Annotated in this window: 15 protein-coding genes; 9 read left to right on the forward strand and 6 right to left on the reverse strand. The window is 35.8% G+C overall.

Annotated features, from left to right (window positions below; all coding sequences use genetic code 11):
- Window positions 1-17: 17 nt before the first annotated feature.
- Both AC2CGR_RS17520 and AC2CGR_RS17525 read right to left on the reverse strand, forming a co-directional pair.
- Window positions 18-1,337 (reverse strand): Na+/H+ antiporter family protein, encoded by a 1,320-nt coding sequence (locus AC2CGR_RS17520; protein ID WP_000994832.1) that lies wholly within the window; start codon window positions 1,335-1,337, stop codon window positions 18-20.
- 131 nt (window positions 1,338-1,468) lie between these two features.
- Window positions 1,469-2,467: an alpha/beta fold hydrolase gene (locus AC2CGR_RS17525; RefSeq protein ID WP_484481031.1), complete on the reverse strand. Its 999-nt coding sequence runs from the start codon at window positions 2,465-2,467 to the stop codon at window positions 1,469-1,471.
- A gap of 121 nt (window positions 2,468-2,588) precedes the next feature.
- Between AC2CGR_RS17525 and AC2CGR_RS17530 the strand changes: the two genes are divergently transcribed.
- Window positions 2,589-3,065: a ribbon-helix-helix domain-containing protein gene (locus AC2CGR_RS17530; protein WP_000151912.1), complete on the forward strand. Its 477-nt coding sequence runs from the start codon at window positions 2,589-2,591 to the stop codon at window positions 3,063-3,065.
- Between the two features lie 128 nt (window positions 3,066-3,193).
- Here AC2CGR_RS17530 and AC2CGR_RS17535 read toward each other — a convergent pair whose 3' ends face one another.
- Complete coding sequence (locus tag AC2CGR_RS17535) at window positions 3,194-4,783, reverse strand: bifunctional metallophosphatase/5'-nucleotidase (protein ID WP_484481032.1); 1,590 nt, start codon at window positions 4,781-4,783, stop codon at window positions 3,194-3,196.
- Window positions 4,784-4,984: 201 nt separating this feature from the next.
- Here AC2CGR_RS17535 and AC2CGR_RS17540 point away from each other — a divergent pair, with 201 nt between their 5' ends.
- The 3 genes from AC2CGR_RS17540 to AC2CGR_RS17550 all read left to right on the forward strand — a co-directional run bounded on the left by AC2CGR_RS17540 (window position 4,985) and on the right by AC2CGR_RS17550 (window position 6,802).
- On the forward strand, window positions 4,985-5,248 hold the full coding sequence (locus tag AC2CGR_RS17540) for a YqkE family protein (protein ID WP_000727551.1): 264 nt from the start codon (window positions 4,985-4,987) through the stop codon (window positions 5,246-5,248).
- Window positions 5,249-5,317: 69 nt separating this feature from the next.
- Window positions 5,318-5,842: a GrpB family protein gene (locus AC2CGR_RS17545; RefSeq protein WP_061401500.1), complete on the forward strand. Its 525-nt coding sequence runs from the start codon at window positions 5,318-5,320 to the stop codon at window positions 5,840-5,842.
- Window positions 5,843-5,974: 132 nt separating this feature from the next.
- On the forward strand, window positions 5,975-6,802 hold the full coding sequence (locus AC2CGR_RS17550; RefSeq protein ID WP_484481033.1) for an aldo/keto reductase: 828 nt from the start codon (window positions 5,975-5,977) through the stop codon (window positions 6,800-6,802).
- A gap of 29 nt (window positions 6,803-6,831) precedes the next feature.
- Here AC2CGR_RS17550 and lolS read toward each other — a convergent pair whose 3' ends face one another.
- Together lolS and mciZ are read right to left on the reverse strand one after the other, a co-directional pair.
- Window positions 6,832-7,746, reverse strand: a complete 915-nt coding sequence (gene lolS / locus AC2CGR_RS17555; RefSeq protein ID WP_484481034.1) for an aldo/keto reductase — start codon at window positions 7,744-7,746, stop codon at window positions 6,832-6,834.
- Between the two features lie 200 nt (window positions 7,747-7,946).
- On the reverse strand, window positions 7,947-8,081 hold the full coding sequence (mciZ, locus tag AC2CGR_RS17560) for a Z-ring formation inhibitor MciZ (protein WP_000870297.1): 135 nt from the start codon (window positions 8,079-8,081) through the stop codon (window positions 7,947-7,949).
- A 74-nt stretch (window positions 8,082-8,155) separates the two neighbouring features.
- On the opposite strand from mciZ, the gene AC2CGR_RS17565 reads away from it, so the two are divergent.
- Window positions 8,156-8,695, forward strand: coding sequence for an NUDIX hydrolase (locus tag AC2CGR_RS17565; RefSeq protein ID WP_000067036.1), 540 nt, complete (start codon window positions 8,156-8,158; stop codon window positions 8,693-8,695).
- A gap of 24 nt (window positions 8,696-8,719) precedes the next feature.
- Here AC2CGR_RS17565 and AC2CGR_RS17570 read toward each other — a convergent pair whose 3' ends face one another.
- Complete coding sequence (locus tag AC2CGR_RS17570) at window positions 8,720-9,271, reverse strand: GNAT family N-acetyltransferase (protein WP_000803488.1); 552 nt, start codon at window positions 9,269-9,271, stop codon at window positions 8,720-8,722.
- Between the two features lie 155 nt (window positions 9,272-9,426).
- Here AC2CGR_RS17570 and spoIIM point away from each other — a divergent pair, with 155 nt between their 5' ends.
- The 4 genes from spoIIM (at window position 9,427) to xerD (ending at window position 11,837) form a co-directional block, all read left to right on the forward strand.
- Window positions 9,427-10,044 (forward strand): stage II sporulation protein M, encoded by a 618-nt coding sequence (spoIIM, locus tag AC2CGR_RS17575; RefSeq protein WP_223290733.1) that lies wholly within the window; start codon window positions 9,427-9,429, stop codon window positions 10,042-10,044.
- 106 nt (window positions 10,045-10,150) lie between these two features.
- Window positions 10,151-10,606, forward strand: coding sequence for a ferric iron uptake transcriptional regulator (fur, locus tag AC2CGR_RS17580; RefSeq protein ID WP_000392655.1), 456 nt, complete (start codon window positions 10,151-10,153; stop codon window positions 10,604-10,606).
- A 103-nt stretch (window positions 10,607-10,709) separates the two neighbouring features.
- Entirely contained in the window at window positions 10,710-10,940 is a 231-nt protein-coding gene (locus tag AC2CGR_RS17585; protein ID WP_001250432.1) for a YqzK family protein, read from the forward strand.
- A 6-nt stretch (window positions 10,941-10,946) separates the two neighbouring features.
- The gene (gene xerD, locus AC2CGR_RS17590) at window positions 10,947-11,837 is read left to right on the forward strand and encodes a site-specific tyrosine recombinase XerD (protein ID WP_000390084.1); all 891 of its coding nucleotides are present in this window, start codon (window positions 10,947-10,949) and stop codon (window positions 11,835-11,837) included.
- The last annotated feature ends 143 nt before the right edge of the window (window positions 11,838-11,980 follow it).

Here is an 11,980-nt window from a genome sequence, read left to right on the forward strand (position 1 = left end):
CGTATAAAACGCACCTTTTATAATGTAATTGCGGCAATAAAGCCGAATATTAGTAACGGTATATTGTAATGTAAAAAAGTTGGTACACATGTATCCCATATATGATGGTGTTGACCATCAGCGTTTAAACCGGATGTTGGTCCAAGTGTACTATCTGATGCTGGAGATCCTGCATCTCCTAGCGCTCCGGCGGTACCGATAATTGCAATGGTAGCCATTGGACTAAATCCAAGCTGAATGCAAAGAGGTACAAAAATTGTTGTTAAAATAGGGATGGTCGAAAAGGATGAACCAATTCCCATCGTAACGAGAAGTCCAATTACAAGCATAAGAAATGCAGCGAGTGGTTTGTTATTTCCAATTATATGTGCACTCGTTTGCACCAGAGATTCAACATGTCCTGTTTTTCGAAGAACAGCTCCAAATCCAGCGGCTGCAATCATAACAAAACCAATAAAGGACATCATGCGCATTCCGCTTGTTAATATCGCATCTGCTTCTTTAAGAGGTAGACTACCACTAACTGATAAAACGATAATCCCCGCTAAAGCGCCGAAAATCATTGATTCTGTTGCTAATTGAACAGTTAATGTAGCTAAGATAGATACTAGCCCGAAAGTAATGCTTCGTTTTGTATAGGGAACGATTTCATTTTCAGTAGTATGAATTTGTTCTGTTTCATACGTACGAGGTTTTCGGTACGTAATAAATACTGCCACACATAATCCGATAATCATACCGATTGCTGGAATGGTCATTGCTTTTGGAATAAGTGCGACATCAAATGTAAGACCACTTTGCGCAGCATTTGTTTGCAATACGTCGTGATAAATTTTTCCGAACCCTGCTGGAACCCACATATAAGGAGTAATCAATCCGAATGTAATAATACATGTAACAAGTCTACGATCCACTTTCAGCTCATTTAATACTTTTAAAAGTGCTGGAATTAAGATGGGGATGAAAGCGATATGAACCGGAATCACATTTTGTGAAAAACAAGCCATCGTTAAAATGATGAATAGAATAAGTATTTTAGAATAAACTTGTTTTTTCGTGTCTTGTTCATTGCCAATCCATTTTAATGCCGTTTGAATCATGGCATCTGGAAGTCCTGTTTTGGAAAGAGAAATAGCGAAACCGCCAAGCATTGCATAACTTAAAGCGATTGGAGCGCTGTTTCCAAGACCAGTTGTAAAAGTGTTAATCGTTTCTGAAATACCGAGTCCGCCGATAATCCCGCCTGTTAAAGCTCCAACAATGATGGCGACAATGACCTGGACACGTAACAAACTAAGCAATAGCATAACTGCTACTGCAACGAGTACAGCATTCATAATAAATGTAATCTCCCCAAAATTTTATTGTGTTAAGGCAAGTAAATATGAAGCACCTTGCTATATTTATACATAGTTGCGACATATTATTATAAATTGTTTTCTATGAAATGTAAAAGAGCCTTTTGTTACTAATGGTGAAAAGCTAGCTCTTGTTTAATTGATTGTAAAGAACGAGCGAATAATTCTGGTTCTTCTAAATCGGGAGAATGTGCTGAATTTGGGAACCAAATCATCTTTTTTATAGGTGCTTCTATCACATCACAATATTCCTGAACGAGTGCATAAGGAGTTTGATAATCATAGCGACCAGAACAAAAATAAACTGGAATAGATAAACTCGTAATAGAAGAAAAGAAATCGATTGTCAACATTTCTTCCCATAAAACGCCAGATTTTAAATTTCCTGCGAGAAACTTGAACCAATCTAATAGTGTATATTCGGGAGAAAAGAAGCCTTTTCGTATGAAAGAAAAGGAAGATCCGTTTTGGATTGCACCTCCGAATGTGCCAAGCCACTTTCTTTGAATAATGAGACGTCTCGTATCTAAAAATGGTGGTTTTCCTAATTTTAAAAGAGACGCTAATGCTTTTTTATGATCATGTTTTTTGGCGGAACGAATTAAATGCTGATATAGCAATTCTTCGTTTTGTTTCATATGTACAATCTGCCCAATACCGATATAAGCCTCGATATATTGTGGATATCGGTGTGCTATGTTAAGTCCCATAATGCTTCCCCAAGAATGACCAGCGAGAAATAGTTTCTGTTTACTGAACTTTTTAAGTACATATTGAATCACTTCTTTTGCATCGGAAATGAATTGTTCGATTGTAAAATTTGCTCCGAAATCTTTCATTGAAAAGGATTTACCTGCCCCGCGCTGATCCCAATTAATTACGATGAAGTGTTTCTCCAATTCTTTTTGAAAATGACGAATAAATCCGATTTGTGCCATGCCCGGTCCACCGTGACAGCATAATAAAATAGGCTGCTCTACGTTTTGCCCGCGCATAAGGAGAGTTTGTTTTCGGTTGTTAATCATAACGCTTTCCATCGTAGCGATACTATTAGGAATGAGTTGTTTATTTTCATTATAGAACTGCGGGGTATAGCTACGTAAAAGCATATTGAAAACCTCCTTTTCTAAAATCGTATGAATCGCACAGGCTATTCGTTTTGCATATACTGTTAGGAAATCATTGTAACATACCATACTAGTGTTATTTCAACACGGGAGGAGGGAAATTGTGACGATTGGAGAAATTATCGATTGTTTAAATAGGCGTGAATCCATCGCTATTATAGCAAAACGTCTTGAAATAAGCCCGTATACATTATCGAAGAAATTAAGATTGATTGGATACGAATATGATGGAGAACAGAAAAAGCGTATTTTTGTAGGAGATGGAGAAGAACCGCGTCACTTACAACTCCAAGAAGCGACAGCCCTTCAATATGCGAAAACGGATTATCAACTATTAATTTATGAACAATTACAAAGTATTTATGAGTTATTAAGAAAGAGAGAAGAAGTAATTGCGCCCATTATGAATATAAGTACAGAAAAAAAGAAACGTACCTTTTCTATTAATAAAGAAATATTAGCAAAACTAGACGTTATATCAGAATCGAAAGGAATTCAAAAATCTAAACTTGTAGAAGAGGCGTTACAACAATTTTTACAACAATATGATTTTAACAACACATCACATTTTGATAACTAAAGAAAAGGATACTATGTTCATTGTAAGAACGAGTATCCTTTTTAGGTTTCACATATATGACGGATAAAATAAAAGGTCCGTGTGTATCTTTTACGATGAAAAATTAAGGTTGTTTATTATGAGTGTACTTAATTTGTTTTTTGAATTCTACCATCGATAATTGGCTGAATAGGTTCTTTTAATTGTTTTACGTAATCAACTAGCGCTTCAAAGTCGTTTGGACCAGTTTCTGCATTTTTACCATTTTTAAATGATACAAATCCATCACCGCCAGAAGCTAAGAAAGCATTTGCAACTACGCTATACGTTTTAGATGGAGATAATTCTTCTCCGTTTGTTAAACGTATATTTGTAACTTTTTCACCGTTTGGTTTATTTGCATCCCACGTATATTGAATACCTGAAATTTGAAGCATTCTCGTCGTACCTTTTTGCCATTGTTGATTTAAAATGTCGCGAATATCTTGGCCTGTTAAATCTACTTTAATTAATTGGTTTCCAAAAGGCTGAATGCCGTATAATTCGCCCCATGTAATATCGCCAGCATCTAAGTCATTACGAATGCCGCCCGGATTCATAAGTGCGATTTGAGTTTGCATCGTTTGGCGCTGGGCATCGGCAACTAAATTTCCAAGAGTGGACTCACCAGCATCATTTTGTTTACGGTCGATAGGTGCTGTAGATTTTCCGACAACTTCATTTACAAGTGGTGCGATTTTTTCTTTATATTGATCTAGTTTTTTCTTTACTTGTTTATCAGGTTCTACACCTTCATGGTATGTTGTAACAACTTCAGCTTTTTTCTTTACAATATCTTTTGTTTTACGATCAATTGTTACATCTACGTCTGAGAAAGCTGTTCCGTAAGAGTTCGCTTGGACGATTAGTTTATTATTTACAGTACCATTTACATACGTGTGACTATGCCCACCGAAGATAACATCAACTTCCGGATCTGTTTCATTTGCAATTCGAGTAAGGTCTCCATTTGTCACACCAGACTCATCTGTTGTTCCGCCAACATGAGCAAGGACAACAATGGATTTAACACCGAGACGTTTTAATTGTTGCGCTGATTTATTAATTGCCTCTACCTCGTCAGTGATTTCTACATTTTTAAGCATAGTAGGCATCACGACATTTGGTGTATCAGTTGTAACGACGCCAATGAATCCTATAGGCACACCGTTTACCATTTTTACAGTAAATGGCGGTAAAAATAAGCGACCAGTGGATTTATTATAGAAGTTTGCAGCGACATAAGGGAAGTTAGCTCCTTTGAAATTGCCTGTTTTTTCGTGATATCCACCGTAAATGAGGCGTTTCATTTCATCGATACCTTCATCAAATTCGTGGTTTCCAATTGTACCAACATCAAACTTTAAGTCATTTAAAAATTCAATCGTTGGTTCGTCCTGTAACAACGCTGAAACTGGTGGACTAGCTCCGACAATATCGCCAGCATGTACGAGAAGTGTATTAGGATTTTGCTTTTTACGTTCTTTTAAATAAGTAGCTAAGTAATCAGCACCACCAGCTTCTTTGTTATTAATTTTTTTAATAGTATCTAGTTGTCCATGGAAATCATTAATACCAAGCATTTGTACGTCTATGTAGCGGTTTTGTTCGGCTGGAGTCTGAGATGGGGGAGCGGCAAATACGCTTGAAAAAGTAATGGTACTTAAAACGGCAACAGTAGGAATAATTTTCTTCCACATAATATAATTCTCCTTTTTTTATAATCTGACATCATACGACATAATTTTAATAGATTCATAGGATTATATCTATATAAAAATTTAGTTTTTTCGAAAAATTAACATATTTACAAAAAGTGAATAATAGAGTAACGCTCCTTTTTTGTTGTCGATTTCATGGTGTATCTACTATAATGGAGAAAAAAGTAAAAGGTGAGCAGCATGAAGAAAAAGAAACAAAGACAAATGCAAAGACAATCGCAAATGAATCAACCAAAGAAAGAATCTCTTACATTAGGTGATCAATTAAACGATTCACTTATGCAGCAATTAAAAAATAAGAAGAAAGAGTTGCAAGTGAGAGAAGAGAAAAAAGAGGCAGCAGAACTGGAAAGAAAGCGTCAAGAACAAAAAGAACGTGAAAAGAATAAATCATTTGAAGAACTGTTAAGTGAAAGTAACCTTACTTGGAAAGACTTTAAATAATAACGAAAATGATCAGTGAAATAACGCTGATCATTTTTTTGACGAGCTTGTAAGAAAAGGGGAGTTAGAATGAGAAAAATTGTAGTTGTTCCGCATGAAAATCATTGGGGGGAAAAATTTCAAATAGAGGCTGAAAGATTAAAAGCAGCGATGCCAGAAACGGTGAAAATGCATCATATTGGAAGTACGTCAGTGCCGGGACTGGCAGCTAAACCAATTATAGATATGATTATGGAAGTGGAGAGTATCGACAGAGTAGATCATTGGAATGAATGTTTTGAAAAGCTTGGTTACATCGCAAAAGGGGAGAATGGTATTTCAAGACGCCGCTATTTTATTCATGGAACGGAGGAAAAACGTTCGTATCACTTACATGTGTTTGAAAAAGGAGATCCTGAGATAGTAAGGCATTTAGCATTTCGTGATTATATGATGGCTCATTGTGAAGAAGCCGAGGCTTATGCAACTTTAAAGAAAGAATTAGCTGAAAAGTATACATATGATGGTGCGTTATATTCGGAAGGGAAAACTGAGTTTGTACGTAATATTGATGAAAAAGCGAAGAAATGGATAGAAAATAACGTGAATGAATGAATGAATTCGTATTATTGATGAATGTGTATAAATTTATTATGTAAACTGTACATATGTTTTGACTTTTTTGTTGAATCTTGTTCAAATAAAGTGATGGCTTATAAAAAATGTAATAATGAAAGGGAGACGACTGTGCACATTCCAACAACTACACTTCATAATGGCGTAAAAATGCCGATGATTGGTTTAGGCGTTTATAAAGCGAAAGAAGGCGACGAAGTAAAACAAGCAGTAAAAACAGCGTTAGAAGTTGGATACCGCTCGATTGATACAGCAACTGTATATGAAAATGAAAGCGGTGTCGGAGAAGCGGTTCGTGAATCAGGGATTCCGAGAGAAGACATCTTTATTACAACAAAAGTTTGGAATGACGATCAAGGATACGAGGAAACACTTGAGGCGTTTGAGAAAAGCTTAAAAAAATTACAAATGGACTATGTAGATTTATATTTAATACATTGGCCAATAAGAGGGAAGTATATTGATACGTACCGAGCGTTAGAAAAACTGTATGAAGAAGGTAAAGTGCGCGCGATTGGCGTTTCTAATTTCCATAAACATCATTTAGAACTGCTATTACCAAATTGCAAAGTAAAGCCGATGGTAAACCAAGTGGAACTTCATCCGATGTTAACACAATTTGAATTGCGTAATTTCTGTCAAGGTGAGCAAATTCAAATGGAAGCATGGAGCCCATTAATGAGAGGCGGCGAAGTATTTCAGCACCCAATTATTCAGGCTATTGCTACTAAATATGAAAAAACATCTGCGCAAGTTATATTAAGGTGGGATATTCAAAGTGGGATTGTGACGATTCCTAAATCTGTTACACCATCTCGCATTCAGGAGAATTTTTCTATCTTTGACTTTTCACTAACGGAAGAAGAGATGACTCAAATTAATACGTTAAATCGTAATTTACATGTAGGAACGAATCCTGATAAATATGATACGTTATAAAAAGACGCTACCAGTATGGTAGCGTCTTTTTAACGATGTAAAGCGTACGTATCACATTTCGTAATTTGCTGAAGCTGTATATATTCTGCTGTTGTTAACTTTGTTTGTTTACTAGCTTGTACATTTTCTTGCAATTGCCCAATAGAGCTTGCACCAGGTATAACAGCTGCAACAGTTTCGTTATGTAAGCAATATTGAATAGCTGTTCCTGTTAAAGAGCTTTCCCTGATTAATTCTTTTACACTCGCGAGTGTCTCATATAATTCATCGTAAGAATAAGAAAGGTAATCCTTTTCTTTTACTCTATCTATCTTTCTTGCATTGTTGTCAGTTAGAATTCCTTTTGCAAGTGGTCCGCGAGCAATGACGCTAATTTGCTGTTCATTAAGAAGCGGGAACCATTCTTCAGGGCGACGATTCAAAAGGCTATATTCCATTAGTACACTAACGATATTTGAACGTTTTGCATACTCACGGATGACATTTGGACGTATAGAAGAAATACCGTAATGGCGAATGATACCTTCTTTTTTTAATTCTTCAAAGGCTTCAATTACTTCATCTATAGGATCTTCAATCGTCCCGCCGTGAAGTTGATAAAGATCAATATAATCAGTTTGAAGTCTACGTAAACTTTCTTTCACTTCAGCCTTTATGTAATTTTTAGAAGGATCCCAAGACCAACCGTTTTTTTCTTCTGTCCATCGATTTCCAACCTTCGTTGTAAGAACAATTTGGTCTCGTTTTCCTTTTAAGGCTTTTCCAACAAATTCTTCATTTAATCCATAATCATATAAATCTGCTGTATCAAAAAAATTGATTCCTAAATCGATTGCTTCATCGATAATACGCAAGGCTTCTGTTTCAGACGTACCAAGGGACATACAGCCAAGTCCCATTTCTGTCACAAATAAATCTGAGTTTCCTAATTGACGTTTTTTCATAGGTCAACCTCCTTACCTTTATTGTACGAAAGGGAAAAGAGGTTGACAAACGTTTACTTTTTATCCCGCTTTAATGGGCAGTAAGACCCCCACCTCAAAATTCAGCGAGAGCAAAGAAGTTAGGTGGGAGATCAACTGCCCATAAAAGTCCGATTGGTGAGGGCTAATAATCAGTGGGGGATGAAGAAAACCCCCACTGATTAAAGTTTCACTTTATTTGCTGTAATCCACTCTTGTACAGTTGTATACTCTTTGCCATATTGTTTTAGCTTATGGCGAATTTGCCATGCTTTTCCGACTAAAGTGACGCGATTTGGTAAAATATAAACTTTCATTTCTATCACGCTCCTTTCAATGTGGTAAAATGTATGAGGAAAGAATAGGAAATAGAACAGGGAGATGAAGTAGTATGAGTAATCTTGCAGAGAGAACAGTAAAAACTGAGCCGATTTTTGATGGTAGAGTTATAAAAGTTCGTGTTGATGATGTAGTATTACCAAATGGAGCAATGAGTAAACGTGAAATTGTAAATCACCCTGGTGCAGTTGCTATTATTGCTATTACTGATGAGGGGAAAATTGTGCTTGTTGAGCAGTATCGTAAAGCGCTTGAAAAGGCGATTATAGAAATTCCGGCTGGCAAGTTAGAACCTGGTGAGAAGCCTGAGGTGACAGCAGTACGTGAATTAGAAGAGGAAACTGGTTATGTGTGTGAAAATATGGAGCTTATTACTTCTTTCTATACATCTCCAGGATTTGCAGATGAAATTTTATATGTATATAAAGCGACAGGTTTGACGAAAAAAGAAAATAAAGCTGCGTTAGATGAAGATGAGTTTGTGGAATTGATGGAAGTATCATTAGAAGAAGCGAATACTCTTATGAAAGATCTTCGTATTCATGATGCGAAGACGATGTTTGCAGTACAATATTTACAACTACAAAAATAAACACTCGCCAAAGGCGAGTGTTTTTTAATTAATTTTTGCATATACACGTGCATCACGTAAGCTACCATCTGGTGCTATGAAATCATTTTCCATTGTACCTTCTAGAATAAATTCTAAACGTTCTGCTAGGTTACATGCATTTGTATTTGTTGCATCAATACGAATTTCAATTCTTCTAGCACTTAGTTTATCAAAGGCAAATTGAATGGCACCTTTAATAGCTTCGGTCATATAGCCTTGTTTCGTATAAGCGCTATGTAACCAGAAGTGAAGTGAAAACTTTGGAATATCCCAGTTTTCAGGCTTTAGCGTTATAGCTCCAATGAATGTACCAGATACTTTATCGTATAAGTGAAAATCAAGTGTTTCACGAAGTAAAAATTGTCCGTGAGCGTTACGAACGATTTCTTCAGCACTTTCTTCTGTTTCAGCGTTAATTGGCATCCACGGTACTAAGTCTTCTAGAGAAGCTTGGATTGCTTCATACACTTCTGCACCATCACCTGGAAATGGCTTACGAACTTGTAAGCGTTCAGTTTGAAATAATGTTGGAAAATCTAATAATAATGGTTTCAAGAGAAATCCCTCCTATTCTCTACTTTTTAGTTTAGCAAAGTAGAGCGGAATTTCAATGTTAATTCGTCATACTTTTTTCTTTCTTTCATACATTTTTAGTAAGAGTGTGAACGGAGGGAAGAAAAATGTGGAGAAAAACTTGGCAAGACCGTGTAATGTCTCACATACAGGAAAACTCTTCATTATATATATTTAACGCTGTTTTGTTACTGATGGGAGTAATATTTGGAGCGATTCTTGTAAATAGTTTACAATTAAATCAAAAACAAGATTTATCATTTTATTTGCAACGTTTTTTTGGACAAGTTTCTAAAGGAGAATTTGCTATTGCAGGCGAAATGTTTCGAGAAAGTTACTTTTCACAATTAAAATACATTGGATTTATTTGGATTTTAGGGATTTCGATTATTGGATTGCCACTTATTTTTATTTTATTATTTGCAAAAGGAGTAGTTGTCGGATTTACAGTAGGTTTTTTAGTAAGTCAGCATGGATGGAATGGATTATTATTAGCATTTGTTTCTGTATTGCCGCAAAACCTCATTATTATCCCAGTATTTCTCGTTATGACAACAATTGCCGCAAGTTTTTCCTTGCGCATGATTAGGCATCAATTTATCCGGAAAATAACTGAGCCGCTATTACCATTATTGATCCGTTATACATGCTTCTTTCTTGTAATTGGAGCGGTGTTGGCTCTTGCTTCTAGTGTAGAGGCTTATGCATCACCAGTTTTAATGAAAGAAGTCGTTGAGGCTATTAATAAACAATAAATACTTTATGAGAATAATTATCAATTTGTTTTTATTGTTTTTCTTTTGACAGAAGCCCTTCTTCTGATATAATGGTGTAAGAGTGGCGAGGAGGGAGTAGTACCGAATGGAAGAAAGAATTGAACGAATTAAGAAGCAATTACATGCAGCGAGCTACAAATTAACACCGCAACGTGAAGCAACAGTTCGTGTGCTGCTAGAAAATGAAGAAGATCATTTAAGCGCAGAAGATGTTTACCTCCTTGTAAAAGAAAAGTCGCCAGAGATCGGATTAGCAACCGTCTATCGAACTTTAGAACTATTATCTGAGTTAAAAGTTGTCGATAAGATTAACTTCGGAGACGGTGTTTCACGCTATGACTTACGCCAAGAAGGTGCGCAGCGTTTCCACCATCATTTGATTTGTACACAATGTGGTGCTGTACAAGAAATACAAGAAGATTTACTTGGTGAAGTGGAAAGGAAAGTAGAACATGACTGGAGCTTTAAGGTGAAGGATCATCGTTTAACATTCCATGGGATTTGTAAAAATTGTCAAGAAAATGAAACGGATGAAAAATAACCTTTTCCTATTTAACTAGGAAGAGGTTTTTTATTTGAATAAGGTATAAATTGGTGAAAGCTTGGCATATGTTGTAATAACTTATATTTTGGAGGAATTTACAATGCGCCGAGCTTTAAAATTAACTTTTGATGGGATAAAAGTATTTTTATTATTTACAAGTTGTACGATTTTGTTTTATTTCGCTATACTATGGATAAATGAAGAATATGAAAGCTATCATCGTTATGAAAAGCCAAAAGAAGAGACTGTAGAAAAAGTATCAGGGAATGAAGAGCCGGCAAAGGATGCTTTCGTAAATAGAATGATGTTTTTCTATGAAAATGGGGAGTAGTGTAGATTGGAAGATCAATTAAAAGATTTTATTCATTATATGGTTGTCGAAAAAGGGCTAGCGAAAAATACTGTAGTATCTTATGAACGTGATTTGAAAAGTTATGTAAAGTATTTGCAAAATGTAGAACAAGCGAAAAGCTTTCACGAAGTGACACGCTTACACATTGTTAATTTTCTGCAGCACTTAAAAGAAAACGGAAAATCTTCGAAAACATTAGCACGTCATATTGCATCGATTCGTTCGTTTCACCAATTTTTACTTCGTGAACGAGCAGTAGAGCACGATCCATCCGTACATATTGAAACGCCGCAAGGCGAACGGAAATTACCGAAAGTATTGTCAGTTGATGAAGTAGAGGCGTTACTTCAGACACCAAAAATGACGAGTGCTTTTGGGGTTCGTGATAAAGCGATGCTAGAGTTATTGTATGCAACAGGACTTCGTGTTTCAGAATTAATTGCATTAAATTTAGAAGATGTACATTTAACGATGGGATTTGTTCGTTGCATAGGGAAAGGGAATAAAGAAAGAATTATTCCACTAGGAAGCTTAGCGACGGAAGCGATTCAAAAGTATATTGAAAAGGGAAGAAGAGAATTGATGGGGAAAAAAGTAGTAGATGCACTCTTTTTAAACCATCATGGAAATCGATTATCAAGACAAGGATTTTGGAAAATTTTAAAACGATTAGCGAAAGAAGCAAATATTGAAAAAGAGCTTACACCTCATACGTTGCGCCATTCTTTTGCAACGCATTTATTAGAAAATGGAGCAGACTTGCGTGCTGTGCAAGAAATGCTTGGACATGCAGATATTTCAACGACACAAATTTATACGCATGTTTCAAAAACTAGATTAAAAGATGTATATAAACAGTTTCATCCGAGAGCATAGGTACTATGCTCTTTTTTTCATAGATTTAAAAGGCTATCGTACTTCACAGAAACTTCACAAACATTTCGTACATTGTTTTCAGCAGAAGACTAGAATATTACAATGTTTTTCCTCTATACTAAATAAAGTATGAAGGAGGAAAT

The sequence above is a fragment of the Bacillus sp. LSHTCR4 genome, assembly GCF_057197025.1.